We start from the raw sequence: 26,444 nt of genomic DNA on the forward strand, positions 1-26,444 counted from the left end.
TGTCATCGGCTGCGGAGCCATCCTGAGCGGTTCCAGAGGCCTTCTTCGGCGCTGAGGGCGGTGTCGTAGAGGCTGACTTCGGCGGTGTCAGTTTCGTCGTCGGCGAAGTCGACTGCGTCGTCGGGGTCGTTGGTGTTGTTGAGCATCGCTGGCGGCGGGTGCGCAGGGTCGGTGTTCGTATAGAGCCACCATTCGAGAGCTCGTCGTTGGTGGTGTTCGCTGAGCCCGCGGTGGTGGGTGAGGATGCGCCGCAGGGGCGAGTTGATGCCGCCTTCGATCTTGTTCGTCGTCGATGAGATCTTCAGCTCGGCCAGCTTCGGGTCCAGGAACGTGAACAGGTGCCCGGCAAGGACCAGGCGATGCAGGACATGGTGGGCGGAGCGGAGGCGTTGGTGGGTGAACCACCACTTCTGGCCTGCTCGCGCCAGTGCTCGCAGCGGCATACGGGGTGCTCCGCACGATCCGCTCCGGGCGCGGGCTCGCGATCGGGGTGCTGACCGGTGTGTACGGTCTCTGCCTCATCCTGAGCGCGGTCTTCCTTCCCGACGCCACGGCGGGGTCCCGCCTGAACAGAGTGACAGTGCAGGCACGACGAGCGGCATTCTGCACCTCGTGTTCGGCGCCGTCGGCTTTCTCTGTCTCGCCGTCGCCGCGTTCGCCTACTCGTGGTGGGCATCGCCTCGCGGTGAGTCTGGGCAGGCCCGGCTCGGCCTCTGGTGCGGGATCGTCGTGGTCGTCGGGTTCGTCGGGGGAGCGGCGCTGGCGCAGTCCGCTGCCGGTGTGACGCTGCTGTGGCTGTCCGTCCTCGCAGGTCTGCTCTGGCTCGCCCTGGCCTGTGCTCACCTCTACACCGTGGTCCCGCATCCGCTGATCGCACAGCGGAGCCCCCCGGAGTCCTGAGCCCGCCGTGGACGTAGCGCTCGGGATCGCCGTGGGCGGATCGCTCCCCGCTCCTGCTCCTCGATGACGAAGCCGACGACGAAGGCGGTGACGAGCTCGGCGGCGGTGACCAAGTCGGCGATCGCCATCCCCGTCGCCGTCCAACGCTGCAACCAGCGTGCGCTCAGCGGGCGCTCGTCCCCACCCGCCAGTCGTGGTACCGGGTCGGCGCGATGGATGCCGTGGCCTCCGGCAGCAGGTCGCGATGGGCGAGCCGTGCGCCGAAGTACGTGCCGAGCGGATCGGCCACGACCTCACGCTCGTCGTGACGGAAGCGCAGATCCTGCAGGGCGATCTCCCGGAGCGTGAACACCTCCGGGCCGCCGAACTCGATCATGCCGTTCAGCGGCTCGGAGACGGCGACGCCGGCGACGGCCTCCGCGACGTCGTCGGCGGCCATCGGCTGCACGAGGGCGTCCGCGATCTGTCCCCGTCCGCCGCGCATCGCCTCGTCGGAGATGTTGCGGATGAACTCGAAGAACTGGGTGGCATGCACGAGCGAGTACGGCCGGCCGGAGGCGACGATCATCCTCTCCTGCTGCTGCTTGGCGATGAAGTACCCGCCTTCCACGCGGGCGAGTCGCTCGGTGCCGACCACGGACAGTGCCACGTGGTGCCCGACGCCGGCGGCCTTACCGTAGCTGAGCAGATTCATCGTCGACGTGGAGAAGAACTCCTGCGCGCCCGCCTCGTCGGTGTACGACGAGTTCGAGACGTCGACCACGACCTCGGCCCCATCGAGCGCCTCTTCCAGCCCTTCGCCGGTGAAGGAGTTCACGCCGGTGCTGCGGGCCGCAGCGATGACCTCATGCCCTGATCCGCGCAGCTTCGCGACCAGTCTGGTGCCGATCAGGCCGGTTCCTCCGATGACCGTGATTCTCATGTCGATCCCTCATATCTCGTCGATGCGGACAGCTGTCCCTGCCCATGTGACCGGGACGGGGCCGTGGCTGTGACATCGGCTCTCCGAGACCGGTTGTCACAGATCGCCGCAGTGCGCTGTCATGTCTTGCAGCGGGGTGCATCGTGAGGATGAGGGAGTATGAACGCATGAGCGATGACGGACTCGGCGATGCCGTGGAGCTGTTCGCCGGGCAGAGGCGGCGGCTGTTCGGGATCGCGTACCGGATGCTGGGAACGGTGTCGGATGCCGAGGACATCGTGCAGGAGACCTGGATCCGCTGGCAGAGCACCGACCGCGATCGGGTGGCGGAACCTGCGGCCTTCCTCGCGACGATCGCCACGCGGCTGTCGATAAACGTCCTCCAGTCGTCGCACACCCGCCGTGAGACCTACATCGGACCGTGGCTGCCCGAGCCAGTCAACACCGACGACGACCCCGCCCTCGGCGCCGAGCGGGCCGAAGCGCTGCAGTTCGCGATCCTGCTGACGCTCGAGAAGCTGACGCCGGCGGAGCGCGCGGCCTACATCCTGCGCGAGGCCTTCGACTACCCGTATCCGCGCATCGCCGAGGTGATCTCCACGACGGTGGTGAACGCGCGGCAGCTGGTCAGCAGGGCCCGCTCGCACCTTTCGTCGGCCCGCCGATCCGAGGTCGAGCCGAGGCATCAGCGCCGTCTTCTCGAGGCGTTCCTGACCGCCGCGCAGCAGGGCGATGCGCAGGCGCTGGAGCGGCTCTTCGCCGATGACGTCGTCAGCTACACCGACGGCAACGGGGTCAAGCTCGCCGCACGGATCCCGGTCATCGGCCGGTCGCGGGTGGCGAAGTTCGTGGCGGCCTTCTCGCACCACTTCTGGGTCGGCAAGCAGATCGACTGGGTCCAAGTCAACGGTCAGCCCGCGGCCGCGCTGACCGAGAACGGAGTGGTCACCACCGTCGTCACCGCGACCACCTCTGAGGATGGCATCCGGCAGCTTCTCTGGGTGATGAGTCCCGACAAGCTCGGCCACGTGGCCGCGGTCACTGCATGAGGGCCAGGTGGCGCCAGCCTCGGACGGCACCAACGCGGCAGCCGGATGCCGAGCGGAGGATCGTGGAGAGGCTCATTGCGGCGCTGTCATCGTCGTTCCCGGGGAGAGCGGCACGGTGATCGGCCCGGATGCGGTGCTGATCGTCGACGATGGCGGGCACGGTCCCGTCACGCCGACACGGATGCAGGGACGGGCCCGGGTCATCGGCGGTCTCCGCGAGCTGATGGCGGCGGGGACCACGCCGACGCTCGCGTCGATCAACGGATCGCACGGCATCACGCTCGCCCGAGACGGCAGAGTCGTCGGAGTGATCACCGTGCAGGTCGGCGGCGGGATGCTGTCGACGATCTGGGTCGTCAGCAACCCGGAGAAGCTGCGCCATTGGAATGCCGGGTGACAGCGTCCTGGGCGGAATGCCGGGTGACGGCGCCCTCAGTCGGCGGGCATGATCTTCCCGATCGGCTCGCGCTTCTCCGCCTGGAACCGATCCTCGGTGCGCCCGCGTGCCCAGTATCCGGACAGCGAGACCTGTGAGCGCTCGAGACCGCGTTCGTCGAAGAACACGCGCCGCAGCGCCTTCATCGACTCCCGCTCGCCGTGAGCGAAGACATCCACCCGCCCGTCGCGCCAGGAGAGGGCACGCACGGCCTCGGCGAGGAAGTCCGTGCCGTGGGCGTCGTCCACGAGCCAGCGCACCTCGATTCCGGCAGGGGCAGTGAGCTCGAGGATCGCATCCTCGGTGTCGACTTCGATGAGCACCACGCCGACGGCATCCGTCGGCAGCGCCTCCACACCCGCGGCGATGGCCGGCACCGCCGACAGGTCGCCCGTGAACAGGTACCAGTCGGCCTCCGGATCCGGCCGGTACCCGCCGCCGGGCCCCATCAGGCTCAACGTCTCGCCGGGCGCGGCCGTCGCAGCCCACGGCGCCGCGAGTCCCTCGTCGCCGTGCACGACGAAGTCGATGTCGAGGGTACGTGACTCCGCATCCACCCGACGCACCGTGTACGTCCGTGTCACGGGGTGCGATTCCGGCGGCGGTGTCGTGAACTTCAGCTTGACGTACTTGTCCGTCTCCGGTCGATCCTCGAAGCTCGAGAATCCCGGACCACCGAACCGCACCCGCACCAGCTGCGGACTCAACCACTCGGTGGAGATGACCACGAGTTCGACGGAGGGACGAGGGGTGCGAGGTGAAGTGCGAGAAGAGAGGGCCATCTCACCCACAGTACCCATCGCAGGATGGAACGGGGCCGGAGCGCTTTGTGACGTTTCGGCTCCGGAGCGCGTCTCATAGACAGAGCGCTCTTCTTCGCTCGGGGAGAAGCACAGTCGTCCGGATCGTGCTGGGGAATGTGGAGGTGGGTCCGATGGCCACGAATGAGACGAATACGACCACCGGTGCCGGCGAGAAGGCGCCCGCAACGCAGGCGGCTGCGCCGGCCACGCCCTCGCGCGTGGACCGCGCTCCTTCCGGATCGCGACCCGACGGCACGAGCGGCTCGTCTGCAGGACGCACGATGATCGCCGAGGGAGTGGTCTCCAAGATCGCGGGCATCGCCGCACGCGAGGTCGCGGGGGTCTACGCCCTCGGCGGTGGAGGCGCGAGGGCGCTGGGCGCCATCCGCGACGCGATGAACGCCACCGACCTCACCCAGGGTGTGAAGGTCGAGGTCGGCGAGACCCAGGCCGCGGCGGACCTCACGATCGTGGTGGAGTACCCGTCGCCGATCCAGGACGTCGCCGAGAACGTCCGTGCGGCTGTCACCGACGCGATCACACGACTGGTGGGTCTGGAGGTCGTCGAGGTCAACGTCGACGTGAACGACGTGCATCTGCTCGATGACGGCTCCGACGGCGACGCCGAGCCCCGGGTCTCATGAGCGCCACGCTCGCCGGGGCACTCACCGGCGCGGTGCTGGCATTCGCGGCGCTGATCTTCGGATTCTGGGGCTTCCTGCTCGTCGCGGCGCTGATGCTGCTCGGCGCCCTCGCCGGCAGGGTGGCATCGGGCCGGCTGGATCTGCGCGCCCTGGCGGCGGTGTTCACCGGCCGACGCACCTCGTCATGAGCACGACGGCCGCCGGAATCCCGGCAGGCATGCACCCCGGCGCCGGCACCAGAATCCGCGGAGCGGTGCGTGTGCGGGAGGGAGTGCTCGAGAAGGTCATCCTCGCCAAGGCTGCGGTCAGGGTCGGCGTCCCGCGCGGCGACGTGGACGTCGAGGTGGCCGAATGGGCCGGTGGCGTCGCCGTGCGGATCGCGACGAAGCTGCCGATCCCCGACCTGGACGACACCGAAGCGATCCGCTCGCAGGATCCGATCCTGGAACGGATGCGGCAGCTGCAGTCGGACCTCGCCGACGATCTGGCACGACTGACCGGGCGCAGCATCCGCCGGGTGTCCTTCACGATCACCGGAGCGATCATTCCGGAACGGAGGCGGGTGAGATGATGGCCAGTCCCGTGCTCACTCGGGTGGTGCGTCGTGAGACGCATTCGCCGCGCACGGTGATGACCGTGATCGTCGTCGTCCTGATCGCGCTGAGCGCGGTGTACGCGGGGATCGAGATCGTGCTGCACCTGCTCGGAGCGGAGCCGCTGCTGGTCGCACCGGGTGCGGCGCTGACCTGGCTCATCGCCCTGCCCGCAGCACAGCCGCAGCCCGCCGTCATCGCCGGCGGATCGGCTGTGGCGGTGATCGGCGTGATCCTCGTCTGGCTCGCTCTGAGCCCCGGGCGCCGCCCGAAGCATGCGCTCGCCGTCTCACCTCACGCGGTCGTCGTCGACAACGGCGTGATCGCCTCGGCGGTCGCCGAGCGGGTGCGCCGAGAGCTGGACCTGTCCCGCGGAGCGGTCGTCGTCGGCATCGGTCATCGCGGCGCCGACGTGACCGTCCGTCCCGAGCCGGGCCAGATCATCGAGAAGAGCCGGGTGCGGTCCGTGGCACAGGCCGAGCTCGCCGACTACCGGGTCGTTCCCGCCCTGCGGGTGCGCGCACGCGTTCTGCGTGCGCTCGATGCAGAGGAGGCGACATGAACGCCACCAACCGTGCGGTGAACCGGACGCTGCTCCTCGTCACCGGCCTGCTCCTCGTCGCCGCCGGCGCCACGGCCGTGACAGCCTCGGCCTGGCCCGTCGTGGGCGAGAGCTGGAGCGCCGGCCTGGCCGCCGCGGTGACCTGGATGCAGGATGCCGAGGGGCTGACACGGATATCGGATGCCACGACGCTGAGCGCCTTCACCATCGGGCTGCTGGCGCTGCTGCTGATCACCGTCGTGATCGGCCTCGCCGTGATCTCGAAGCTCGGCGGCGGGCGGAGCAGCACCGTGGTGCGCAGCGAGCCGGGCGAAGACGCGCAGGGTTCGGTGACGATCCGGCAGGGGTTCGCCGCGGATGCGATCACCCAGTCGCTCACCGGGCACAGCGAGATCCTCGCATCCCGGGTGAGCGCGCACAGGGTGCGCGGCACGGATGTGCTGCACGTGAGCGTCACGCCGCGAAAGAACACGTCCCCGGTGGAGGTGGCGGCGACGGTGACCCGGCTGGTGGACAACCTCGCGACCCTGACCGGGCGGGAGACGCCGACGTACGTGTCGGTGCATTCCGGCATCCGTTCGCGACTCGCCGCCGATCGGCCTCGAGTGAGATGACCCGGTACCCGTCCGACCCCGAGGCGAACGCGACGCGTGTAAAGCGGAGCACATCAGTGACATCACGGAAGGAACGCTCTCATGGACTCTTTCGACTCTCTGCTTCTCGACCTCACCACCGGAGGCAGGACGAAGAAGTGACGAATCCTCATGATGATCCGGGCGCTCGGAGCATCGGGGGATCAGGAGGATCCACAGCCGGGCATGACACAGTGGAGGCGTGCTCCGCCTCGGTGATGGCATGTCGAACCGGAGGAGGACGTCCATGCCCGCTTGGTGGGAACAGCTGCTGCACATCACGATCGGACGGGTCAGCCGTCACGACCACCTCCCCGATCTGCGGCGCCTCTCCACGCAGCCCGTCGCGCTGGAGCGCACTCACTATCTGGTCAACGACCGGGAACGTCACGCTCAAGGTCATCGCGCCTATGTCCTGCGCACCGAACGGGGCGCTCGGCGGGATGCCGCCGACGTGGCCGTCTCCTCGAACGGTCGTGGCGTCGGCTATCTGCCCGCCCAGGCGGCGAGCACCGTGGGGCCGCTGCTGGATTGCATCGGCGGCACGGCCGTGGTCAACGGTGCCGGGACGAGGGCGGGCAGCATCCGGCTCTGGGTGGATCTGCCCACGCCGGAGGCGCTTCACGAGTTCGTGCGCACCGCCGCCGCGCAGTGAACGACGATCCGGTCGCCGTGCGCTCGCCGCCGTGAATCGGATTCACCGCTCCCACAGCGTCCCGCCGCGCGCCCGCGCGACCACGATCCCGCGCTGCGACGCCTCGAACCTCTCCAGCATCGCGCGCAGCTCACCGGCATCCACATCCGCGCCGAACGCCTCCGCGCCGGGCTCGAGCATGATCCCGGATGCCAGAGGACCGGCGATCACCGGGTCGAAGCCCATATCGTCCACCAGGCGGGAGACGGCAGCCAGATCTCCCGCCGCGTCGCCGGCGATGGCGATCGCCTTGCGGCCCGGTGCTCCTGCCGGCTTCGCCTCGTCCTCGAGATCCTGATACCCCATATGCCCGAGCGCCTTCACGACGCGGGCACCGTGCAGGAACTCCTGCACCAGTTCGCTCGTGGAGGTGCGTGGGTCGTTCAGATCGGGGCGGATGCCGTCGGCGCCCCACCAGTAGTTCATGGCGTCGATCACCAGCATCCCCCGCAGTCGCTGTGCAGGCAGCGTCCGGTAACTGCCCAGGGGAGCGCCAGCACCACGGCATCCGCCTCATCGATCACCGCGTCGATCGATGAGGCGGTCGCACCGATCGCCGCCATCGCCCGGGCGATCGGCTCGGGCGCCCCGGAGCGCGCGACGAGCACCCGGTATCCTGCGGATGCGGCGAGTGTCGCCAGCACCGTGCCCAGCCGCCCCGCGCCGATGATCCCGAGGGTGCGGATGGGTGCGTCCATGCCGCAATCGTATGCGCGGTGCGCGGTGCGCGGGCCGATCCGCGGCGGGCCGACGCGCCAGCACCGATCGGATCAGAGCTGGTCGGATCAGTGCTCCCGGATCAGTGCTCCCGGAGCATCGTGATCAGCTCGTCCTTGCGCTTGCCCGAGTACCCCTCGATGCCGAGCTCCTTCGCCCGCTGCCGCAGCTCTTCGACGGTGCGGTCCTCGTAGTCCTCCGACTCGCCCCCTCGGCGTCCGACCGATGAGCGGCCGTCGCGGGCGGCGGCGTTCGAGATGCGTGCGGCCTTCTCCTTCGACGCACCATCGTCACGGAGCTTCTCGTACAGCTCCTCGTCCTTGAGTTCCGGCTGGTTCGGCACGGCTGCCTCCTCGAATCGTGGTCTGCCGCGATCAGCGACGCCCACGAAGCTACCCATCGATGCCGGCGCGCCCCACCCTCTTGACAGCGGCCCTCGGTCGACCTAGCCGCGGCTTACGTCCACGATGTCTCCGCGACCCGCGGTGGATGCTCGCCGGCGTCGTACACGCGCACCCAGGTCGCCTCGACGGCCACGACGACGAAGCCGTCGTCGAACACCCGCGAGTTCGGGAACCGCTCGCTGTACACCTCGCCCAGGCGCCAGCGCTCCTCATCTCTGGTGACATGTGCGCGCCCCTCCAGCTGCACGGTCACGTCCGCTCCGGTCACGGCAACGGCCACCGCCGGACGACGTGCGATGTTCGTCACCTTGCGTGACTGGGAGGTCGCATCGAAGATCAGCATGCCGTCATCCGTCGCGGTCAGGCCCACATAGGCGGCCTGGGGCTCGGCATCCGATCCCACGGTGGCCACCACGCCCGCTCCGCACGTGCGGATGAAGCGCGCGACGGCGGATCGGTCTGCAGGGTCGATGCTCATGTTCCGACGTTACGCGCATCGGGGGAGGTGTGCGACGGGTTCTCGCGGCTCAGGCGCGAGGGCCACCAGATCGCCCGGCCGATGTCGTGGCTCAGCGCCGGCACCAGCAGGGAGCGCACCACGAAGGTGTCCAGCAGCACGCCCAGCGCGACGATGAACGCGATCTGCACCAGGAAGAGGATCGGGATGACCGAGAGGGCTGCGAAGGTGGCGGCGAGCACGAGCCCCGCCGAGGTGATCACCCCGCCGGTCACAGCGAGACCGCGCAGGATGCCCTCGCGGGTGCCATGCAGCCGCGACTCCTCGCGCACGCGCGTCATGAGGAAGATGTTGTAGTCGATGCCCAGTGCGACCAGGAAGACGAAGCCGAACAGCGGCACCGCCGGATCCGCCCCGGGGAAATGGAACACCCCGTTGAACGTCACGGCGGCGATCCCCATCGCGGCGCCGAACGACAGCACTGTGGTGAGGATGAGCAGCACCGGCGCCAGCACGGCGCGCAGCAGCAGCATGAGGATGATCAGGATCACGCCGAGGATCACCGGGATGATCAGGTTGCGATCGTGGATCGACGCGGTGTTCGTGTCCACGGCGGTGGCGGTCACCCCGCCCACCAGCGCACCGGTTCCCTCCAGCGTCCGACGCAGATCCTGCACCGTGCGCTCGGCGGACGGCGAGTCCGCCGCATCGGTCAGCGTGCCCTGGAGCAGCACTCGGCCATCGACGACCGTGGGATCCGGAGCGGGGGTGCCGGGTGGACCGAACGCGGTGACGCCGTCGGCGGTGACCGGAGCGCTGCCGGAGGGCGAGTCGGATGCGGTGACCGCGACGCCGTCGATGCCGTCGTCGTCGAGCAGCGCATCGGCGGCATCCTGCATCCCCGCCTCGTCGACGAGCACGTACACCGGGCTGCCCGAACCGCCGGGGAAGTGCTCGCCGAGCACCTGCTGCCCGTCGCGCGCCTCGGAGGCGCCGAGTACGAGATCCGACTGCGGCACGCCGGCGGCATCGAGCTGTACGAGCCCGACGGCGGCGATCGCCAGCACGAGGGCCGTCGAGATCCAGATCACCCGGGGACGCCGGCGGATGCTGCGGGCCAGGCGCGGCCAGAGGCCGGGAGCGTCCAGCGGGCTGGCGTCTGCGACGCGGTCGGGGTCGTAGGCGGGGCGGCGGGGCCAGAACGCCGCCCGCCCGAACAGACCCAGCAGGGCGGGCAGGAGCGTGAGGGCGGCGAGCATGGCGAATACGATGCCGATCGCGGCCACGGGACCGAGGGTGCTGTTGGATTTCAGGTCGCTCAGCAGCAGGCACAGCAGGCCCGCGATCACCGTCCCGCCGGAGGCGAGGATCGGCTCGAACGCGCCCTTCCACGCCGCGCCGACCGCCTGCCAGCGGTTCTGCGTCGCATGCAGCTCCTCGCGGAAGCGCGCGACCAGCAGCAGCGAATAGTCCGTCGCGGCGCCGATGACGAGGATGAACAGGATGCCCTGGGTCTGCCCGCTCAGCAGCAGGATGCCGAACTTCGCCGCCCACCACACCACCAGCAGCGCCACGCACAGTGCGAACAGGCTGGTGCTGAGCACGACGATCGGCAGCAGCAGGGAGCGGTAGACGATGACGAGGATCACCAGCACGGCCAGCAGTGCCACCAGCAGCAGGATGCCGTCGATGCCTGCGAACCCGGCGATGAGGTCTGCGGTGAACCCGGCGGGCCCGGTGATGTGCACTGTGACGCCGTCGGGAACCGCGGCGCGCAGATCCGCCGACAGCGCAGCGGACACATCGCCGACGTCGGTGTCGGCGTCGATGGGAACGAACGCCTGCGCCGCTAGGGCGCCTTCGGAGACGATCACGGGCGAGGACTCGTCCTTCACCCCTTCCGCGGTGACGGCGTCGTCCAGCGCGGCAGTGAGCTTCTGGTGCAGAGCGTCGTCGATCTCGGCATCCGATTCGAAGACCACCACGGCCGGTATCGAGTCGGTGCCGAGGAAGTCATCGAGCGCCTTCTGCACCTCGGTGGCGGGGGCCGAATCGGGCAGATACGCGGTGCGGTCGTTCGAGGAGACCTCGTCGATCCTGCCGAACAACGGCCCGCCGAGACCTGCACCGGCGAGCCAGAGCAGGATCACCGCGGCCGAGATCAGCGCGCGAACCGTCCGGTGGCGGTCCCGGTGGCGATCCTTCCGGTGGCGATCCTGTCGGGATGCGCGCAGCTCCGCTCTCGTCGTCATGTGGTCTCCCCTGTCCCTCGCACATGTCTGTCCCCGTGCACATGCGGACGTGGCAACGCTACACCGGGACTCCGCCGCCTCCCACGTGCGCACGGAGCATAGAGTGTGTTCATGGAGAAGAGTCGACCGGGTGGGCCCGAGCGGCCGGCGGCCGTCGAGGCCGAGCAGGCGCTCCGTGAGGCGGATGCCGCCGCCGAGGCTGCGAAGACGGAAGCGGAGCGCTGGGGCGGCGCCGACAAGCTGCCCTCCGAGCCGGAGAAGCGCTTCTGGTGATCCCGGTTCGGGTACCCGCTCACCGGAAGTCCCGGGAGCGGTGCGCGAGGCCGGTGCGCAGATCCTCGAAGGCATCGGCGAGCACGTTCGACACGCCCTCGGGGGAGCGCTCCAGGATGCCGCGCACGATGAGCGCGGGCGAATCGCGGGCGATGCGCCGGTAGCGCCCCCACACGCCGGTCGAGCAGATCACGTTCACCAGGCCGTGCTCGTCCTCCAGGTTCAGGAAGGTGATGCCGCTGGCGGTGGCCGGGCGCTGCCGGTGCGTGACGACCCCGGCCACCTCGATGCGCCGTCCCGGCTCGTGGATGCGCAGCTGGGCGGAGTCCAGCACTCCCCGTTCCGTCAGGCCAGCACGCAGATGCGCCATCGGATGATCGTCCGTGGAGACGCCGGTGGCCCACAGATCCGCAGCCAGGCGCTCGTATCCGCTCTGATCCGCGAACAGCGGCGGCTGCACGGCGACAGCGGTGCCCGGCAGGAAGCGGGCGCGGTCGGCGGCGGCGGCGCCGGCCTGCCAGATCGCCTCGCGTCTGCTCAGGCCCAGGCATTCGAACGCCCCGGCGGTGGCCAGTGCCTCCAGGTGGGCAGTGGTGGCATCCGTGCGCCGCACCAGGTCGTGCAGATCACGGAACGGACCGTGTCGTTCACGTGAGGCGACGATCCTCCCGGCCAGCTTCTCGCCGATCCCGCGGATGCCGGAAAGGCCCAGTCGCACGGCGAACCGACCGTCGCGGCGATGCGCCGCCGACTCGTCCGGGGCCGTGCGGTCGAATGCGCCCACCGGGGGCTGCGGCACGGTGAGACAGGAGTCCAGACCGGTGGGCGCCGTACCCTCCTCGATCCGCTCCAGACCGTCCAGTGCACCGGAGAGATGCAGTTGCGGTCGCAGCACGCGCACACCGTGATGGCGGGCGTCGGCGGTGAGCGAGGACGCCGAGTAGAAGCCCATCGGCTGGGAGCGCAGCAGCCCGGCCAGGAACGCCGCCGGATAGTGCAGCTTCAGCCACGAGCTGGCGTAGACGAGCAGCGCGAAGGACAGCGAGTGCGACTCGGCGAAGCCGAAGTTCGAGAACGCCTGGATCTGCGCATAGATGCGATCGGCCGTCTCCTCGCTCAGGCCCTTCGCGCGCATGCCCTCGTACAGCGAGTCCCGGATCCGGTCGATCCGCTCCAGCCCGCGCTTGGAGCCCATCGCCCGGCGCAGCAGATCAGCCTCGTCGGCGGTGCAGTCGCCCAGCACCGTCGCCATCTGGATCAGCTGCTCCTGGAACACCGGGATGCCCAGGGTGCGCCCCAGCACCTGCTTCAGCGCCGGATGCGCATAGGTCACCTCGTCCTGCCCCAGCTTGCGCCGCACGAACGGGTGCACGGCGCCACCCTGGATGGGGCCCGGACGGATCAGCGCGATCTGGATCGCCAGCTCGTAGAACTCCCGGGGCTGCAGACGCGGCAGCAGCCCCATCTGCGCACGCGACTCCACCTGGAACACCCCGATCGAATCGGCCCGGCAGAGCATGTCGTACACCGCCTGCTCCTCCTTGGGGATGTCGTCCAGCGTCCAGACCTCGCCGGTGGCCTCGGCGATCAGATCGAAGCAGTGCCGCAGCGCCGACAGCATCCCGAGCCCCAGCAGGTCGAACTTCACCAGCCCCATCCAGGCTGCGTCGTCCTTGTCCCACTGGATCACCGTGCGGTCCTGCATGCGGGCGTGCTCCACCGGCACCACCTCGCCGACCGGCTGGGCGGTGAGCACCATCCCGCCGGAGTGGATGCCCAGGTGTCGCGGCGCCTTCAGCAGCTCACCGGCATAGGCCAGCACATCGGCCGGGATGTCGCTGCCCTCGGCGGCCTCGATCCCCGCACTCCACCCGTCGACCTGCTTCGACCAGGCGTCCTGCTGGCCCGGGGAGTGCCCGAGTGCCCTGGCCATGTCGCGCACGGCGTTCTTCGGCCGGTACTGGATGACGTTCGCGACCTGCGCGGCGCGCTCGCGGCCGTAGGTGCGGTAGACCCACTGGATGATCTCCTCCCGGCGGCTGGAGTCGAAGTCCACATCGATGTCGGGTTCCTCGTTGCGGGTGGTGGCCAGGAACCGCTCGAAGGGCAGCCCGTACAGGATCGGGTCGACCGCAGTGATGCCCAGCAGGTAGCAGACCGCGCTCGCCGCCGCCGACCCGCGGCCCTGGCAGAGGATGCCGCGGCGCCTGGCCTCCTCGACGATTCCGTGCACGATGAGGAAGTAGCCGGGGAAGTCCTTCTCGGCGATGACGTTCAGCTCGCGTTCGATGCGGCTGCGGCCGGCGGCGTCCAGGCGGGGATACTTCGCAGGCACCGCCTGCCAGACGAGCGCGCGCAGATGACTCATCGGCGTCTCGCCCTCGGGCACCTCCAGCTGCGGCAGTGCCGGCTTGGCGCGCCGCAGCGGGAAGGCGCACTCCCCGGCGATGCGCAGACCGTTCGAGATCGCACCAGGGTATCGGCGGAAGCGCTCGGTCATCTCGGCGCCGCTGCGCAGATGCGCCGACCCGTGTGCGGGCAGCCAGCCGTCGAGGTCGTCCATGCTGCGGGTGGCGCGCACTGCGGCGATGGCCTCGGCGAGTCCGGCCTTTCCGGGCGTCGCGTAGTGCACGTTGCCGGTGGCGACGACCGGCAGCTGCAGGTCTGCGGCGAGCAGTGCGAGGGCGTCGTTGCGACGACTGTCGAGTGGATCGCCATGGTCGAGCAGCTCGACGGCCACCCGGTCCTGGCCGAACAGGTCGACCAGCCGGCGCAGTGGTGTCTCGGCGTCGCCGCGGTCGAGCCCCTGGCGCACACCGCCCTTTCGGCATCCGGTCAGAATCGTCCAGTGCCCTCCGGCGGCGGAGACGAGATCGTCCAGATCGTAGAGCGGCCGGCCCTTCTCGCCGCCGCGCAGCTGAGCGCGGGTGATGGCACCCGCGAGCCGGTGGTACCCCTCGACGCCGTTCGCCAGCACGAGCAGATGCTCGCCGAGCGGGTCGGGAGCACCGTTTCGGCCGGGGGACGGCTTCCCGTCCGAGGCCCCCAGTGACAGCTCCGCACCGAAGACGGTCCGCACGCCGGTGAGCTCGGCGGCCTCGGCGAAGCGGGCCGCGCCGTAGAAGCCGTCGTGGTCGGTGATCGCCAGCGCTGCCAGGCCCAGTGCTTCGGCCTCGGCCAGCAGCTCGTCGGGGGAGGAGGCGCCGTCGAGGAAGGAGTACGACGAGTGCGCGTGCAGCTCGGCGTACGGCACGGCGCTCTCGGGGCGGGACACGGCGGGAGGGGACGCCGGCGGCCGGTGTCTGCTCAGCGGAGTGGGCGCATTGCGCGACGTGGTCGGCTCGGCGGATGTCGGGGCCGGATCCGTTGGCGCGTTCAGAGTGCGCTCCAGCTCGCTCCAGGAGAGCCGGGGGCCGTTGTTCCAGCCCATCAGCGGTACCGCCCCTCGGCCCACCAGGCGCCGTCGGAGTGCAGCACCAGCCAGGCGCGATGCTGTGCGTCGAGCAGCTGGAAGCGATGACCCGACCGGCTGCGGGCGGCATCCCAGCGATGTTCGTGCACCGGCCAGGGGCCCGCCCAGCCGATCACCTCGCTGTCGTCGATGAGCGCAGGAGGGCAGGAGATCTCACCGCGGGTGCCGATGCTGATCGCCGCGCCTTCCGCGCCGGTCACACGCACCGGGCGCATCGGACTGTAGACCTCGGCGGGCAGCGGGGCAGGCAGACTCCCCGGCCAGGGCTGTGCGGGGTCGCGCTCCACGACCGGACGCTCGCCCCACGGCGTCAGCACCTGCCGGTCGGCGAGCAGACGCCCGCCCGAGAGGGCGGCCGTGGCCACTCCGGTGTGTCCGAGCAGCGTCTGCACGCGCGAGACGGCGTGGTGCAGGCGCTCATCCGTTCCGGAGCCGAACAGCCCGGGCTGATGATGCGCGGCATCGTCCACTGCGACAGGGGCGATGCGCACCCCGACGATCCCGCGGAAGGCGCGCGCGGCATCGGCGTCCTCCCCGGGCCTCGAGTCCGCGGCGAGCGACTCGAGCTGCCAGCGCACCCGGTCGACGAGGTCACCGGCATCGAAGCAGGTCGGGTGCAGCCAGGTGCGCGAGAACACGGCACCGTCGTCGTCGGTGAGATCGATGCGTACCTCGGTGCACACCGCGGACGCGTCGGCGAGGGCCAGCATCACGGCATCCGTCGTCTGCCGCACGGCGAAGGCGATCTGATCGGACTGCCCCAGCGGTGTCTCGAACGCCGCTTCCTCGCCAGCTGCGGATCGGGGGTCGCGGCTGCAGCGGCCGGGAGTCAGCACCGCGCGCCAGGGCGTGCAGCCGGGCGCCGTGCTCGCCGAAGCGCTCCCGCACCGCCACGGCCTCCAGCGCTGCGAACCCGCCGAGCGTGGAGATGCCCAGGCGCCGCAGCAGATCCGCCAGCTCCGGCTCTCCGAGCACAGCCAGGGGAAGCGGGGCGAGGAAGGCGCGCGCCTGACCCGTCGGGATCACCGCACACTTCGCGTCGGCGGCGCCGCGGGCCGCCAGCTCGGCGGTGAAAACCCCGTCTGCGACGCCCACTCTGACCTCCGCGTAGCCGGCCTCGGCGAGGATTTCCCGCAGCGCCGTCGCCGCGGACTCCTCGCCGCCGTGGTAGCGCGAGATGCCGCGCGAGCGGAGTGCGGCCAGTCCCGGGCGCAGCAACTGCACGCCAGGGGCGTTCTCGTCGATCAGTCGCAGCACCGGCAGGAAGGCGCGCTCGTCCTGCGCGGTGTCGTGCGGCAGCATCCGCAGCGAGGGCAGCCTGCTCTGCGCCAGCCGCCGCCGTTGCCCGACGCGCACTCCATGCTCCCGCGCCGATTCCGTGCAGGCCGTGACCACCCCGCCATGCACGAGAGCGGTGGGCGGATGCGGGGAGCGGCGCCCAGAGCAGCGCGCAGCGGCCAGTCGGGAAACCACAGCACGTGCATCCGCACAGGGGCGTCCATCACGCCACCGCCCAGCGGGGATGGGCGGGCAGGGGTGCAGCCGCAGGCGCGGCCTGGACGTCGCCGAGCCCACCGGGCGCTGCACGCGCAGGCTCTGCGGACGCGGGGCGGATCGGGTCTGCGCGGTCACCGTCACCGTGCGCTCGGACAGCAGACCCCACCCTCGCCCAGGCCCTCCCAATGCGGGTCGTGCAAAGTGATCAGCCCCTCGCCCTGCGGCCAGGGGGAGGTGGACAGCACGGTGCAGCCGCGATCGCGCAGCCGGGCGGTCAGCCGCGCGGCATCCGCATCCCGCACCGCCGAGAGCGGGTTGACGGCGATCAGCGGAACCACCTCGGCCAATGCCGAGACGACGGCCAGCCACCGCTGCGCCGGCGAGGGCACCAGGATCAGCCGGGACAGATCAATGCCGAAAGCGGTGGCGGCCTCGAGCCCGAGGGCGGGCATGCCCACTGCGGCGCACCAGCTACCGCGTTGCGAGACCGCGCCCATCAGGGCGAAGAGCAGACTCGGCGACGGCGAGATCGAGTACACCGTGCCAGTCTGCAGCCCCTGATCGGGGAGCAGATCCTGCAGCGCGGGAGGCAGCGGCAGCGTCGCATCATCGCTGCGACGGCGCTGCATGCGCCCGATCTCCCGGCGCAGTCGCACAATGTCTCCCGCGCGCTCATCGGCGGGGGAGAGCGCCGTGATCGTCCTGATCCCCATGCATCCATCCTCGAAGAAAGATTCGAACAATTCAAGTACGCATCGAAGACTAGATCGCACATCCGACATTGTGAAACCGGACGGTTATCCACAGGCCTCCGCGAGGGCATCGCGAACTCCTCTACTCTGCGAACATGACCTTCCACGCCGCCGCCGTGCTGCTCGTGCACCTGGTGCTGGCGGGAGTAGGACTGTGGCTGCTGGTGATCGATGCGCGCACGCACCGGCTGCCCAATCGCATCGTGCTTCCCACGCTCGGCGCGCTGATCGTGCTGGTGATCGTCGAGGCGCTGGCGACGGGCGAGGCCGGCCGGATGCTGCGCGCACTGCTCGGCGGGCTCGCCCTCGGCGCCTTCTACGCCGCCATGCACCTGGGTTCGCGACGGGGGATGGGCGGCGGCGATGTGAAACTCGCCGCCGTGATCGGACTGGTGCTCGCCTGGCACGGCTGGTGGACGCTGCTGCTGGGAGCGGCCGCGGCCTTCATCCTCGGGGCGCTGTTCGCGATCGTGTTGATGCTGCTGCGGCGGGCGAACCGATCCACGCGCATCGCGTTCGGGCCGTGGATGATCCTCGGCGCGGCGCTCGCGATCGCGGGGACCTGACGCGCGCGATGTGCTGGCATCGTCGTCCGCGTGGAGGACTATGGTGAGCACATGGCAATCGCACGACTTCACGGCGGCCCGCTCGACGGGCAGATCATCCCGCTCGATGACGCGGATCAGGACTCCCTGATCCTGCCCTACAGCGAAACCCAGCTGACCTATCAGCGCGAGGGCGATGCGACCAGCACCGGCGACCATGACGGTCCCACCGAGGTGGGCTTCCGGTATGTGGAGTCCAGCGACGACATCGTCCCCGGCGACGACTGAACCGTGGCATCCGATCCTGCGGCGGATGCCGCCGGCGACCCGCAGCGCACCTTCGAGATCGAACGCAAGTACGACGCCGATGCCGACACCGCGCTGCCGGACTGGTCGCGCATTCCCGGCGTGACCGCAGTGAGCGCGGGCGAGCCGCGTGAGCTCGACGCGCGCTACTTCGACACGGCCGACCGCACCCTGGCCGGACACGGCATCGCGCTGCGGCGGCGCACCGGCGGCCCCGACGCCGGCTGGCACATCAAAGGGCCGCGGCAGGGTGATGGACGGCTGGAGCTGGGCTGGCCGCTGGACGAGGACGGACGGATGCCGGATGCCGTCGCGCAGACCCTCGCGCAGTGGACCTCGGAGGAGCTGCATCCGATCGCCCGCATCGAGAACTCGCGTGTGGCCTACCGGCTGCGCGGCGCCGACGGTGTGATCGCCGAGTTCGTCGACGACCATGTGCGTGCCACAGACCTGCGCACCGGCATCCGCCGGGAGTGGCGGGAGTGGGAGATGGAGCTGGGCGCCGGCGCTCCGGCCGGCGAAGCCGGTCGGGAGGCTTTCTTCGCCGCCGTCGAGCAGGCCGTCCTCGCCGCGGGGGTCGTCCGCCGTCATCCGGATCCAAGCTCGCCCGCGCCCTCGGCGGCTGACACCGCAGCCTCACCTCACGCGCACCTCACGTGTACTTCCACGTGCACTCCCACGTGTACCTCCGTCGAGACCCCTCCTGAACGTCGAAACCCCCTCTGTCTCGCGCGATTCCTGAGGGGTCTCGGCGAGGAGAGGGGGTCTCGGCGGCTGTGCGTCAGAGGTTGATCATGTGGCCGGCGAGGCCGTGGAAGCCCTCCTGCAGCGCCTCCGACAGTGTCGGGTGCGTGTGCACGTTGCGAGCGGCCTCCAGAGCGGTCAGATCCCACTTCTGCGCGAGGGTCAGCTCGGGCAGCAGCTCGGACACGTCCGGGCCGATCAGGTGCCCGCCGATGAGCTCGAGGTGCTCGGCGTCGGCGATGAGCTTGACGAAGCCGATCGGCTCGCCCAGGCCGTTGGCCTTGCCGTTCGCGCTGAACGGGAACTTGGCGACCTTGATCTCGCGTCCCTCGGCCTTGGCCTGCTCCTCGGTGAGGCCGAAGCTGGCCACCTGCGGCTGGCAAAACGTGGCGCGCGGCATCATCCGGTAGTCGCCCAGCGTCTGCGTCTCGGCACCGGCGATGGTCTCGGCGGCGACGACTCCCTGCGCCTCGGCGACGTGAGCCAGCTGCAGCTTGGCGGTCACATCGCCGATGGCGTAGATGCCCTCGACGTTCGTGCGCATGTGGTCGTCGATGTCGATGGCTCCGCGCTCGGTGAGCTTCACGCCGGTCGTCTCGAGCCCGAAGCCCTCGATGTTCGGCGCGAAGCCGACGGACATGAGCACCTTGCCCGCGTCGAGCTCGCCGGCCTTGCCGTCACGGGTCTCGTAGGTGATGTGCACCGAGGAGCCGTTGTCGGTCACGGTCTTGACCGCGGTGGAGGTGAGGATGTCGACGCCGAGCTTCTTGTACTGGCGCTGGATCTCCTTGGAGACCTCGGCGTCCTCGTTCGGCAGCGCACGGTCCAGGAACTCGATGATCGTGACCTTCACGCCGTAGTTCACCAGCACGTAGGCGAACTCCATGCCGATGGCGCCGGCGCCGACGATCGCGATCGACTCGGGCAGTTCGCGGGCGAGGATCTGCTCCTCGTAGGTGACCACGTTCTCGCTCAGCTGCACACCGGGCAGCAGGCGCACGGTCGAACCCGTGGCGATGATGGCGTTGTCGAAGGTGACCTCCTCGGTCGTGCCATCGGACTTGGCCACCGAGATCGCCTTGGGGCCGGTGAACGTTCCGCGACCTTCGTACTCGGTCACCTTGTTCTTCTTCATCAGGAAGTGGATGCCCTTGACGTGGGTCTCCGAGACCTTGCGGCTGCGGTCGAACGCCGCGCCGAAGTCGAAGTGCACGTCACCCGAGATGCCGAAGAACTCGGCCTTGTGGGTGAACGTGTGCGCGACCTCCGCGTTCTTCAGGAGCGACTTGGAGGGGATGCATCCGACGTTCAGACACACACCGCCCCAGTACTTCTCCTCGATGATCGCAGTGGACAGTCCGAGCTGGGCGCTGCGGACGGCGGCGACGTATCCGCCAGGGCCCGCGCCGAGGATGACGACATCGTAATGTGGCATGTCCTCCAGCCTATCGTCTGCATCGCGCACGGGATGAGCAGATGATCGTGCAGATGACCCAGATCGCCCTCCCGATCGGCCTGCCTCATCCGATAGGCTGAAGGGCCGGAGGAGGGAGACCCGTGACAGACGACAGCACGATCGGCGCCGGAGGCGCGATCCACCGCAATGGCGAGCCGCGTCACGACGTGACGCAGACGTTCGGCCACGAATCCGACCTCTCGTTCGTGCCGTTCGGCGCCGACCTGACCGAGGCCGAGAGCGCAGCCATCGCGGCTCTTCCGGCTGGTTCCGCCCTTCTCCTGGTGCGCGCGGGGCCCTCGCCGGTGCGCGCTACCTGCTCGACGCCGACGTGACGACCGTGGGCCGTCACCCCGAGGCCGACATCTTCTTCGACGACGTGACCGTGTCGCGTCGTCACGCCGAGATCACCCGCGCAGGAGCGGTGTTCGAGATCATCGACCAGCGCTCGCTGAACGGCACCTACGTCAACGGCGAACGCGTCGACCGCAGTGAGCTGGCCAACGGCTATGAGCTGCGCATCGGCAAGTTCCGGATGAACTTCTTCGCCTCCCCGATCGATCTCGCGGCGGCGAACGACTGATGGCGGCGGCTGCCGCCGCCCGGGAGCGCTCTGCGCCCACAGGGCTCCTCAGCATCGGTCAGGTACTGGCCCGGCTCACCCCGGAGTTCTCGCAGCTCACGTCCAGCAAGCTCCGCTTCCTCGAGGTGCAGGGCATCGTCAGCCCCTCGCGCACCGAGTCCGGCTACCGCAAGTTCTCTGCATCCGACGTCGAACGTCTGCGCACCGCACTCATCCTGCAGCGCGACCACTATCTGCCGCTCAGCGTCATCCGGGAGCAGCTGGACGAGGCGGAGGCGAAAGGTGAGAGCTGGGGCGACATCGTGCCACGGTCGATCGCGCCGCCCGCGCGCCGTCACCGCCGCGAGGAGCTGATCGCTCGCACCGGTGCGACTCCGCAGCTGCTGAACGATGCGATCAGCGCCGGTCTGATCACCGCATCGGAGACCTACACAGACCAGGTCTCGTCGCTGCTGTCCGGATTGGTCACGCTGGCCAGGCACGGCATCGAGCCGAGGCACCTGCGCAGCCTCCGGCAGAACGCGGAGCGCGAGGCGGCCCTGATCGAGTCGGCGCTGTCGACGCTGCTGCGGCGCACGGATTCCGCATCCCGGGAGCGGGCCGCCGAGCTGGCGCCCGAGCTGGCCACACACATCGACGAGGTGCGCAGTCTGATGGTGCGTCAGGCGCTGGAACAGGTGCTTTCGTAACGAACCGGTTGCGACACACCTTCCGCTCCCGGCGGATGTGATTGCCCGGCCGGGGGTGCTGCTCTAGCGTTGAGGTATTCGTTCAGGAGAGGACAGACGTATGAATGCGGATGAGCTGACAGGCGACCCGCGGTTCGTGACCGAGCTCCTCTTCACCGATGGCCTTCCCGCCATGGACGACGAGGTCGGCTACCGCGGTGCCGTGGCGGCGCGCGCGGCGGGCATCACCTATCGCCAGCTGGACTACTGGGCGCGCACCGAGCTGGTCGTCCCGACCGTGCGCGGTGCCTCGGGCTCGGGCTCGCAGCGCCTGTACGGCTTCCGCGACATCCTCGTCCTCAAGCTCGTCAAACGTCTGCTCGACACCGGCATCTCTCTGCAGCAGATCCGTGTCGCCGTCGAGCAGCTGCGGGCGGCAGGCATCCGCGATCTCGCCGGAACCACACTGATGAGCGACGGGGCCTCGGTCTACCTGTGCACTTCCAACGACGAGGTCATCGACCTGGTCAGCCGCGGACAGGGCGTGTTCGGCATCGCCGTGGGCAAGGTCCTGCGCGAGGTGGAATCCACCCTCGTCGAGTTCGACCCGACGGCGCCGGATCCGGTGGACGAGCTCGCCGCACGCCGTTCCAAGCGCACCGCGTAGCCGAAGCGCACCGCGTGGTGCCGCCCGCAACCACGTAGCCTCAAGCGCACCGCGCAGCGGTCCCTCGGGGACGGCAGGGATCAGGCCTGGGCGCCGGTCTCGGGAACGGGAACCCGACCGGTGCGGATGATGCGGTCCAGCAGCTGATCGAAATCGCCCGCGAGCTCTTGAGCCGACTCGCCGGGCCAGATGTGCAGCGGCTTCGCCGCGCCCTGCGCCTGCTGCAGCGAGGTGCGCTCGGGCAGCTGGGGCGCCAGCACCAGCGGGCCGAACATGTCGCGCAGCTCCTTGATGCGGAACTGATGCTCGATCGACTGCGGGCGCACGCGGTTGACCACGATGCCCAGCGGCTGCAGGCGGGGGAGAGGCCTCGGCGGATCTCCTCGATCGCGCGCAACGCACGATCGGCCGCGGCGACCGAGAACAGGCCGGGCTCGGTGACCACCATGACGCGGTCGCTGGCGGCCCACGCGGTGCGGGTGAGGGCGTTCAGCGACGGTGCGCAGTCGATCAGCACGAGGTCGTACTCGCTTTCGACCGTGGCCAGCGCCTCTTCGAGCTTCCACACATCGCGCACACTCGGGTGCGGTCCGTCGAAGTTGATCGCCGAGGGGCTGCCGATCAGCAGATCGATCGTGCCGGGGTGCACCTTCGCCCAGCCGCTGGAGGTGATCGCCTGCCGGACCACCTTCTCCTTGGGGTTCTCCAGCACATCGGCGATGTTCAGTCTGCCGGCGATCTGGATGTCCATGCCGGTGGAGACATCCGACTGCGGGTCGAGGTCGACCACGAGAGTTCGGATGCCACGGGCGAAAGCGGCGGAAGCGAGACCGAGGGTGACGGTCGTCTTGCCGACGCCTCCTTTGAGGGAGCTGACGCTGAGTACGTGCACGGCATACACGTTACCGTGCCCTAGTCTGGGGACACACTCAGCCCCCGCTCTGCGCGCAGTCCTCTGTGCGCATCGACCTCCGAAGAGGTGTGCATGTTTCAGAAGATCCTGGTGGCAAATCGTGGTGAGATCGCGATCCGCGCATTCCGCGCCGCGTACGAGGTGGGGGCGCGCACGGTCGCGGTCTTCCCGTATGAGGATCGGGGTTCGCTGCATCGCCTGAAGGCCGATGAGGCCTACGAGATCGGTGAACGGGGTCACCCCGTGCAGGCATATCTGGATGTGGATGCCATCATCGAGATCGCGCGGGATGCGGGAGCGGATGCCATCTACCCGGGATACGGCTTCCTCTCCGAGAACCCCGAGCTGGCGGAGAAGGCTGCGGCGGCGGGCATCACATTCATCGGTCCGCCCGCGCAGGTGCTGGAGATGGCGGGGAACAAGGTCGAGGCCAAGCGGCATGCCGTCGAGGCCGGCGTGCCTGTGCTGCGCTCCACCGAGGCATCCGACGATGTCGACACCCTGGTCGCACAGGCCGATGAGATCGGCTTCCCGCTGTTCGCCAAGGCCGTCGCCGGCGGCGGCGGCCGGGGCATGCGGCGCGTCGAGACGAAGGGTGAGCTCGCACCCGCTCTGGCCGAGGCGATGCGCGAGGCCGGCGCCGCCTTCGGCGACCCGCGGATGTTCCTCGAGCAGGCTGTGCTGCGTCCCCGCCACATCGAGGTGCAGATCCTCGCCGACGGCCAGGGGAACACGGTGCACATGTTCGAGCGGGACTGCTCGGTGCAGCGTCGCCACCAGAAGGTGATCGAGATCGCTCCCGCCCCGAATCTCGACGACCAGACCCGGAGCGCCCTGCACCGGCATGCGATCGCGTTCGCGCGCTCGATCGGCTATCAGAACGCCGGCACGGTCGAGTTCCTGCTCGAGACCACGGGCCCGCGCGCGGGCGAGGCCGTCTTCATCGAGATGAACCCGCGCATCCAAGTCGAGCACACCGTCACAGAAGAGGTCACCGACGTCGACCTGGTGCGTGCTCAGATGCAGATCGCCAGCGGCGACACCCTCGCTGACCTCGGCCTGGAGCAGGACGACATCCAGCTGCGCGGAGCGGCGCTGCAGTGCCGCATCACCACCGAGGACCCCACGCAGGGCTTCCGGCCGGATACCGGCAAGATCACCACCTACCGCTCGCCCGGCGGCGCCGGCATCCGTCTCGACGGAGGCACCACCGCCGCAGGATCGCAGATCAGCCCGTACTTCGATTCGATGCTGTCCAAGCTCACCTGCCGCGGCCGCTCGTTCCCCAGCGCCGTCTCGCGGGCGCGACGCGCCCTGGCCGAATTTCGCATCCGCGGGGTCTCGACGAACATCCCGTTCCTTCAGGCCGTGCTCGATGACCCCTCGTTCGCCGCGGGCGACCTGTCGACCTCGTTCATCGACGAGCGCCCCGAGCTGCTGCGTGGCCGGGTGTCGAAGGACCGCGGGTCGAAGATCCTGAAGTGGCTGGTGGAGGTGACGGTCAACAAGCCGCACGGTGAGAACCCGCTGATCCTGCCGCCCTCGCACAAACTACCGGCGCTGGATCTCAACGTCGACGCCCCGGCCGGCTCCCGCCAACTGCTGCTCGAGAAGGGCCCTGCAGGCTTCGCCGCCGCGCTGCGCGAGCAGAAGGCCCTGGCCGTGACCGAGACGACCTTCCGCGACGCGCACCAGTCGCTGCTGGCCACCCGGGTGCGCACCAGCGACCTGGTCGCGGTCGCGCCGCACGTGGCGCGGATGACCCCGCAGCTGCTGTCGGTCGAAGCCTGGGGAGGAGCGACCTACGATGTCGCACTGCGCTTCCTGGGCGAGGACCCGTGGGAGCGCCTGGCCGCACTGCGCGAGGCGCTGCCGAACATCAACATCCAGATGCTGCTGCGCGGGCGCAACACCGTGGGATACACCCCGTACCCCACCGAGGTGACCGACGCCTTCGTGCGCGAGGCGGCGCAGACCGGCGTGGACATCTTCCGCATCTTCGACGCGCTCAACGACGTATCCCAGATGCGCCCCGCCATCGACGCGGTGCTCGCAACCGGCACCGCCGTCGCCGAGGCGGCACTGTGCTACACCGGCGACCTGCTGAACCCTTCCGAGGACCTGTACACGCTGGACTACTACCTGCATCTGGCAGAGCAGATCGTCGAGGCCGGCGCGCACGTGATCGGCATCAAGGACATGGCGGGCCTTCTGCGCCCCGCCGCCGCGGCGAAGCTCGTCACGGCGCTGCGCGAGCGCTTCGACCAGCCGGTGCACGTGCACACGCACGACACCGCCGGGGGTCAGCTGGCGACGCTGCTCGCCGCGAGTGCGGCAGGAGCGGATGCCGTGGATGTCGCCTCCGCACCGATGTCCGGGACCACCAGCCAGCCGTCGCTGTCCGCACTGGTCGCCGCGCTCGCACACACCGAACGCGACACCGGCATCTCGCTGCAGGCCGCATCGGATCTGGAGCCGTACTGGGAGGCGATGCGTCGCCTGTACCGTCCGTTCGAGTCGGGGCTCCCCAGCCCCACCGGCCGGGTGTACCACCACGAGATCCCCGGCGGTCAGCTCTCCAACCTGCGCCAGCAGGCCATCGCCCTCGGGCTGGCGGATGACTTCGAGCTCATCGAGGACATGTACGCCGCCGCTGACGAGATCCTGGGCCGCGTGCCGAAGGTGACGCCGTCGTCGAAGGTCGTCGGCGATCTGGCGCTGCACCTGGCGGCGGTCAAAGCCGATCCGGCGGACTTCGCCGCGAACCCCGAGCGCTACGACATCCCGGACTCGGTGGTCGGCTTCATGGCGGGAGAGCTGGGCGACCTGCCCGGCGGATGGCCGGAGCCGTTCCGCACCAAGGTGCTCGCCGGTCGAGCCGCCAAAGCGGGGATCACCCCGATCACGCAGGCGCAACAGGCCGCACTGGACGGCACCTCCGAAGAGCGGCGCGGGATGCTCAACGAGCTGCTGTTCCCCGCACCGACCAAGATCTTCCGGCAGCATCGTGACGACTACGGCGACCTGTCCGTGCTGGAGACCTCGGACTACCTGTACGGTCTGGTCCCGGGAGCCGAGCACGCGGTCGAGATCGAGCGCGGCGTGCGCCTGTACGTCGGACTCGAGGCGATCGGCGAGGCCGACCCGAAGGGCATGCGCACGGTGATGACCACTCTGAACGGACAGCTGCGTCCGGTCTCGGTGCGCGATCGGTCGATCATCGTCGAAGGCCGCCAGGCTGAGAAGGCGGACACCTCCCAGCCCGGCCAGGTCGCCGCACCGTTCTCGGGCGCGGTGACGCTGAAGGTCGAGGAGGGCGCGAGTGTGAAGGCCGGCGACCCGGTGGCGTCGATCGAGGCGATGAAGATGGAGGCGGCCATCACCACCCCGGTGGACGGCGTCGTCGAGCGCCTGGCGATCGGCTCGACGCAGCAGGTGGACGCCGGCGATCTTTTGGTCGTCATCCGTCCGGCGCACTAACCTGGGGCGGGCGCTGATCTGCG

Annotated in this window: 29 protein-coding genes and 2 pseudogenes; 17 read left to right on the forward strand and 14 right to left on the reverse strand. The window is 69.6% G+C overall.

Annotated features, from left to right (window positions below; translation table 11 throughout):
• Positions 1-2: 2 nt before the first annotated feature.
• Positions 3-443 carry a hypothetical protein gene (locus QUE33_RS02285; RefSeq protein ID WP_286301686.1) on the reverse strand — a complete coding sequence of 147 codons (441 nt, stop codon included), beginning with the start codon at positions 441-443 and terminating at the stop codon, positions 3-5.
• A 169-nt stretch (positions 444-612) separates the two neighbouring features.
• On the opposite strand from QUE33_RS02285, the gene QUE33_RS02290 reads away from it, so the two are divergent.
• Positions 613-900, forward strand: a complete 288-nt coding sequence (locus QUE33_RS02290; RefSeq protein WP_286301687.1) for a hypothetical protein — start codon at positions 613-615, stop codon at positions 898-900.
• A gap of 163 nt (positions 901-1,063) precedes the next feature.
• On the opposite strand, the gene QUE33_RS02295 is transcribed toward QUE33_RS02290, so the two are convergent.
• A complete protein-coding gene (locus QUE33_RS02295) occupies positions 1,064-1,822 on the reverse strand; it encodes an SDR family oxidoreductase (protein WP_286301688.1) in 759 nt (252 codons plus the stop codon).
• Between the two features lie 167 nt (positions 1,823-1,989).
• On the opposite strand from QUE33_RS02295, the gene QUE33_RS02300 reads away from it, so the two are divergent.
• Both QUE33_RS02300 and QUE33_RS02305 read left to right on the forward strand, forming a co-directional pair.
• Complete coding sequence (locus QUE33_RS02300; RefSeq protein WP_286301689.1) at positions 1,990-2,871, forward strand: RNA polymerase sigma-70 factor; 882 nt, start codon at positions 1,990-1,992, stop codon at positions 2,869-2,871.
• A 7-nt stretch (positions 2,872-2,878) separates the two neighbouring features.
• Entirely contained in the window at positions 2,879-3,268 is a 390-nt protein-coding gene (locus QUE33_RS02305; RefSeq protein ID WP_286301692.1) for a sigma-70 family RNA polymerase sigma factor family protein, read from the forward strand.
• A gap of 35 nt (positions 3,269-3,303) precedes the next feature.
• Here the strand turns inward: QUE33_RS02305 and QUE33_RS02310 are convergent, their stop codons facing one another.
• On the reverse strand, positions 3,304-4,089 hold the full coding sequence (locus tag QUE33_RS02310) for a siderophore-interacting protein (protein WP_286301694.1): 786 nt from the start codon (positions 4,087-4,089) through the stop codon (positions 3,304-3,306).
• Positions 4,090-4,241: 152 nt separating this feature from the next.
• Here QUE33_RS02310 and QUE33_RS02315 point away from each other — a divergent pair, with 152 nt between their 5' ends.
• The 6 genes from QUE33_RS02315 (at position 4,242) to QUE33_RS02340 (ending at position 7,196) form a co-directional block, all read left to right on the forward strand.
• On the forward strand, positions 4,242-4,754 hold the full coding sequence (locus QUE33_RS02315; protein ID WP_286301696.1) for an Asp23/Gls24 family envelope stress response protein: 513 nt from the start codon (positions 4,242-4,244) through the stop codon (positions 4,752-4,754).
• On the forward strand, positions 4,751-4,942 hold the full coding sequence (locus tag QUE33_RS02320; protein WP_286301697.1) for a DUF2273 domain-containing protein: 192 nt from the start codon (positions 4,751-4,753) through the stop codon (positions 4,940-4,942). Before QUE33_RS02315 ends, QUE33_RS02320 begins: the two co-directional genes overlap by 4 nt.
• Positions 4,939-5,325 (forward strand): NTP pyrophosphohydrolase, encoded by a 387-nt coding sequence (locus QUE33_RS02325; protein ID WP_286301698.1) that lies wholly within the window; start codon positions 4,939-4,941, stop codon positions 5,323-5,325. The genes QUE33_RS02320 and QUE33_RS02325 overlap by 4 nt, the downstream gene beginning before the upstream one ends.
• Positions 5,322-5,909: a DNA/RNA endonuclease G gene (locus QUE33_RS02330; protein WP_286301699.1), complete on the forward strand. Its 588-nt coding sequence runs from the start codon at positions 5,322-5,324 to the stop codon at positions 5,907-5,909. Before QUE33_RS02325 ends, QUE33_RS02330 begins: the two co-directional genes overlap by 4 nt.
• Positions 5,906-6,523, forward strand: a complete 618-nt coding sequence (locus tag QUE33_RS02335) for a hypothetical protein (RefSeq protein ID WP_286301700.1) — start codon at positions 5,906-5,908, stop codon at positions 6,521-6,523. The genes QUE33_RS02330 and QUE33_RS02335 overlap by 4 nt, the downstream gene beginning before the upstream one ends.
• Positions 6,524-6,788: 265 nt before the next feature.
• Positions 6,789-7,196: a hypothetical protein gene (locus QUE33_RS02340; protein WP_286301701.1), complete on the forward strand. Its 408-nt coding sequence runs from the start codon at positions 6,789-6,791 to the stop codon at positions 7,194-7,196.
• Positions 7,197-7,238: 42 nt separating this feature from the next.
• Here the strand turns inward: QUE33_RS02340 and QUE33_RS02345 are convergent, their stop codons facing one another.
• The 5 genes from QUE33_RS02345 to QUE33_RS02365 form a co-directional block, all read right to left on the reverse strand.
• Positions 7,239-7,679: an NAD(P)-binding domain-containing protein gene (locus QUE33_RS02345; protein ID WP_286301703.1), complete on the reverse strand. Its 441-nt coding sequence runs from the start codon at positions 7,677-7,679 to the stop codon at positions 7,239-7,241.
• Positions 7,670-7,933 carry an NAD(P)-binding domain-containing protein gene (locus tag QUE33_RS02350; RefSeq protein ID WP_286301705.1) on the reverse strand — a complete coding sequence of 88 codons (264 nt, stop codon included), beginning with the start codon at positions 7,931-7,933 and terminating at the stop codon, positions 7,670-7,672. The genes QUE33_RS02345 and QUE33_RS02350 overlap by 10 nt, the downstream gene beginning before the upstream one ends.
• A gap of 101 nt (positions 7,934-8,034) precedes the next feature.
• Positions 8,035-8,295, reverse strand: coding sequence for a DUF7218 family protein (locus QUE33_RS02355; protein WP_286301706.1), 261 nt, complete (start codon positions 8,293-8,295; stop codon positions 8,035-8,037).
• Positions 8,296-8,408: 113 nt separating this feature from the next.
• Entirely contained in the window at positions 8,409-8,834 is a 426-nt protein-coding gene (locus tag QUE33_RS02360; RefSeq protein WP_286301707.1) for a pyridoxamine 5'-phosphate oxidase family protein, read from the reverse strand.
• The gene (locus QUE33_RS02365; protein WP_286301708.1) at positions 8,831-11,065 is read right to left on the reverse strand and encodes an MMPL family transporter; all 2,235 of its coding nucleotides are present in this window, start codon (positions 11,063-11,065) and stop codon (positions 8,831-8,833) included. Before QUE33_RS02365 ends, QUE33_RS02360 begins: the two co-directional genes overlap by 4 nt.
• A gap of 111 nt (positions 11,066-11,176) precedes the next feature.
• On the opposite strand from QUE33_RS02365, the gene QUE33_RS02370 reads away from it, so the two are divergent.
• Positions 11,177-11,338, forward strand: a complete 162-nt coding sequence (locus QUE33_RS02370; RefSeq protein WP_286301709.1) for a hypothetical protein — start codon at positions 11,177-11,179, stop codon at positions 11,336-11,338.
• A gap of 19 nt (positions 11,339-11,357) precedes the next feature.
• On the opposite strand, the gene QUE33_RS02375 is transcribed toward QUE33_RS02370, so the two are convergent.
• From QUE33_RS02375 to imuA', 4 genes are read right to left on the reverse strand one after another with little or no spacing between them, the layout of a single operon-like run.
• Positions 11,358-14,768: an error-prone DNA polymerase gene (locus QUE33_RS02375; protein WP_286301710.1), complete on the reverse strand. Its 3,411-nt coding sequence runs from the start codon at positions 14,766-14,768 to the stop codon at positions 11,358-11,360.
• A complete protein-coding gene (locus QUE33_RS15980) occupies positions 14,768-15,520 on the reverse strand; it encodes a hypothetical protein (protein ID WP_350226494.1) in 753 nt (250 codons plus the stop codon). The genes QUE33_RS02375 and QUE33_RS15980 overlap by 1 nt, the downstream gene beginning before the upstream one ends.
• On the reverse strand, positions 15,402-16,448 hold the full coding sequence (locus tag QUE33_RS15985) for a DNA polymerase Y family protein (protein ID WP_350226495.1): 1,047 nt from the start codon (positions 16,446-16,448) through the stop codon (positions 15,402-15,404). The genes QUE33_RS15980 and QUE33_RS15985 overlap by 119 nt, the downstream gene beginning before the upstream one ends.
• Positions 16,445-17,020, reverse strand: coding sequence for a DnaE2-dependent mutagenesis accessory factor ImuA' (gene imuA', locus QUE33_RS02385; protein ID WP_286301711.1), 576 nt, complete (start codon positions 17,018-17,020; stop codon positions 16,445-16,447). The genes QUE33_RS15985 and imuA' overlap by 4 nt, the downstream gene beginning before the upstream one ends.
• Before the next feature lie 134 nt (positions 17,021-17,154).
• Between imuA' and QUE33_RS02390 the strand changes: the two genes are divergently transcribed.
• From QUE33_RS02390 to QUE33_RS02400, 3 genes are read left to right on the forward strand one after another with little or no spacing between them, the layout of a single operon-like run.
• A complete protein-coding gene (locus tag QUE33_RS02390; protein ID WP_286301712.1) occupies positions 17,155-17,625 on the forward strand; it encodes a prepilin peptidase in 471 nt (156 codons plus the stop codon).
• A gap of 51 nt (positions 17,626-17,676) precedes the next feature.
• Positions 17,677-17,892 (forward strand): response regulator, encoded by a 216-nt coding sequence (locus tag QUE33_RS02395; protein ID WP_286301713.1) that lies wholly within the window; start codon positions 17,677-17,679, stop codon positions 17,890-17,892.
• A gap of 3 nt (positions 17,893-17,895) precedes the next feature.
• Positions 17,896-18,702 carry a CYTH domain-containing protein gene (locus QUE33_RS02400; RefSeq protein ID WP_350226496.1) on the forward strand — a complete coding sequence of 269 codons (807 nt, stop codon included), beginning with the start codon at positions 17,896-17,898 and terminating at the stop codon, positions 18,700-18,702.
• On the opposite strand, the gene lpdA is transcribed toward QUE33_RS02400, so the two are convergent.
• Entirely contained in the window at positions 18,692-20,089 is a 1,398-nt protein-coding gene (gene lpdA, locus QUE33_RS02405) for a dihydrolipoyl dehydrogenase (protein WP_286301714.1), read from the reverse strand. The two genes, QUE33_RS02400 and lpdA, sit on opposite strands and share 11 nt — an antisense overlap.
• Before the next feature lie 140 nt (positions 20,090-20,229).
• Between lpdA and QUE33_RS02410 the strand changes: the two are divergent.
• The 3 genes and pseudogenes from QUE33_RS02410 to QUE33_RS02420 all read left to right on the forward strand — a co-directional run bounded on the left by QUE33_RS02410 (position 20,230) and on the right by QUE33_RS02420 (position 22,028).
• Positions 20,230-20,693: pseudogene (locus QUE33_RS02410) on the forward strand (FHA domain-containing protein).
• Positions 20,693-21,382: a transcriptional regulator FtsR gene (ftsR, locus tag QUE33_RS02415; protein WP_286301715.1), complete on the forward strand. Its 690-nt coding sequence runs from the start codon at positions 20,693-20,695 to the stop codon at positions 21,380-21,382. Before QUE33_RS02410 ends, ftsR begins: the two are co-directional and overlap by 1 nt.
• 100 nt (positions 21,383-21,482) lie before the next feature.
• Entirely contained in the window at positions 21,483-22,028 is a 546-nt protein-coding gene (locus QUE33_RS02420; protein ID WP_286301716.1) for a MerR family transcriptional regulator, read from the forward strand.
• A gap of 80 nt (positions 22,029-22,108) precedes the next feature.
• On the opposite strand, the pseudogene QUE33_RS02425 reads toward QUE33_RS02420, so the two are convergent.
• A pseudogene (locus QUE33_RS02425) lies at positions 22,109-22,920 on the reverse strand (ParA family protein).
• A gap of 93 nt (positions 22,921-23,013) precedes the next feature.
• Here QUE33_RS02425 and QUE33_RS02430 point away from each other — a divergent pair.
• Positions 23,014-26,421, forward strand: a complete 3,408-nt coding sequence (locus tag QUE33_RS02430; RefSeq protein WP_286301717.1) for a pyruvate carboxylase — start codon at positions 23,014-23,016, stop codon at positions 26,419-26,421.
• Positions 26,422-26,444: the final 23 nt, after the last annotated feature.

The organism is Microbacterium suwonense (assembly GCF_030296555.1).
In the GTDB taxonomy this organism is placed as follows: domain Bacteria; phylum Actinomycetota; class Actinomycetes; order Actinomycetales; family Microbacteriaceae; genus Microbacterium; species Microbacterium suwonense.

What these genes read in the sequence shown, in the direction of transcription:
- QUE33_RS02295 (WP_286301688.1), bottom strand. Translation starts at nt 1,822, where the DNA reads ATGAGAATCACGGTCATCGGAGGAACCGGCCTGATCGGCACCAGACTG.
- QUE33_RS02365 (WP_286301708.1), bottom strand. Translation starts at nt 11,065, where the DNA reads ATGACGACGAGAGCGGAGCTGCGCGCATCCCGACAGGATCGCCACCGG.
- QUE33_RS02300 (WP_286301689.1), top strand. Translation starts at nt 1,990, where the DNA reads ATGAGCGATGACGGACTCGGCGATGCCGTGGAGCTGTTCGCCGGGCAG.
- QUE33_RS02375 (WP_286301710.1), bottom strand. Translation starts at nt 14,768, where the DNA reads ATGGGCTGGAACAACGGCCCCCGGCTCTCCTGGAGCGAGCTGGAGCGC.
- QUE33_RS02420 (WP_286301716.1), top strand. Translation starts at nt 21,483, where the DNA reads ATGAATGCGGATGAGCTGACAGGCGACCCGCGGTTCGTGACCGAGCTC.
- QUE33_RS02390 (WP_286301712.1), top strand. Translation starts at nt 17,155, where the DNA reads ATGACCTTCCACGCCGCCGCCGTGCTGCTCGTGCACCTGGTGCTGGCG.
- QUE33_RS02395 (WP_286301713.1), top strand. Translation starts at nt 17,677, where the DNA reads ATGGCAATCGCACGACTTCACGGCGGCCCGCTCGACGGGCAGATCATC.
- QUE33_RS02430 (WP_286301717.1), top strand. Translation starts at nt 23,014, where the DNA reads ATGTTTCAGAAGATCCTGGTGGCAAATCGTGGTGAGATCGCGATCCGC.
- QUE33_RS02370 (WP_286301709.1), top strand. Translation starts at nt 11,177, where the DNA reads ATGGAGAAGAGTCGACCGGGTGGGCCCGAGCGGCCGGCGGCCGTCGAG.
- QUE33_RS02360 (WP_286301707.1), bottom strand. Translation starts at nt 8,834, where the DNA reads ATGAGCATCGACCCTGCAGACCGATCCGCCGTCGCGCGCTTCATCCGC.
- QUE33_RS02320 (WP_286301697.1), top strand. Translation starts at nt 4,751, where the DNA reads ATGAGCGCCACGCTCGCCGGGGCACTCACCGGCGCGGTGCTGGCATTC.
- QUE33_RS02335 (WP_286301700.1), top strand. Translation starts at nt 5,906, where the DNA reads ATGAACGCCACCAACCGTGCGGTGAACCGGACGCTGCTCCTCGTCACC.
- QUE33_RS02340 (WP_286301701.1), top strand. Translation starts at nt 6,789, where the DNA reads ATGCCCGCTTGGTGGGAACAGCTGCTGCACATCACGATCGGACGGGTC.
- lpdA (WP_286301714.1), bottom strand. Translation starts at nt 20,089, where the DNA reads ATGCCACATTACGATGTCGTCATCCTCGGCGCGGGCCCTGGCGGATAC.
- QUE33_RS15980 (WP_350226494.1), bottom strand. Translation starts at nt 15,520, where the DNA reads ATGCTGGCCCTCGCCGACGCGTCCGCGGTGTGCACCGAGGTACGCATC.
- QUE33_RS02350 (WP_286301705.1), bottom strand. Translation starts at nt 7,933, where the DNA reads ATGGACGCACCCATCCGCACCCTCGGGATCATCGGCGCGGGGCGGCTG.
- QUE33_RS02310 (WP_286301694.1), bottom strand. Translation starts at nt 4,089, where the DNA reads ATGGCCCTCTCTTCTCGCACTTCACCTCGCACCCCTCGTCCCTCCGTC.
- QUE33_RS02315 (WP_286301696.1), top strand. Translation starts at nt 4,242, where the DNA reads ATGGCCACGAATGAGACGAATACGACCACCGGTGCCGGCGAGAAGGCG.
- imuA' (WP_286301711.1), bottom strand. Translation starts at nt 17,020, where the DNA reads ATGGGGATCAGGACGATCACGGCGCTCTCCCCCGCCGATGAGCGCGCG.
- QUE33_RS02325 (WP_286301698.1), top strand. Translation starts at nt 4,939, where the DNA reads ATGAGCACGACGGCCGCCGGAATCCCGGCAGGCATGCACCCCGGCGCC.
- QUE33_RS02345 (WP_286301703.1), bottom strand. Translation starts at nt 7,679, where the DNA reads ATGCTGGTGATCGACGCCATGAACTACTGGTGGGGCGCCGACGGCATC.
- QUE33_RS02285 (WP_286301686.1), bottom strand. Translation starts at nt 443, where the DNA reads ATGCCGCTGCGAGCACTGGCGCGAGCAGGCCAGAAGTGGTGGTTCACC.
- ftsR (WP_286301715.1), top strand. Translation starts at nt 20,693, where the DNA reads ATGGCGGCGGCTGCCGCCGCCCGGGAGCGCTCTGCGCCCACAGGGCTC.
- QUE33_RS02330 (WP_286301699.1), top strand. Translation starts at nt 5,322, where the DNA reads ATGATGGCCAGTCCCGTGCTCACTCGGGTGGTGCGTCGTGAGACGCAT.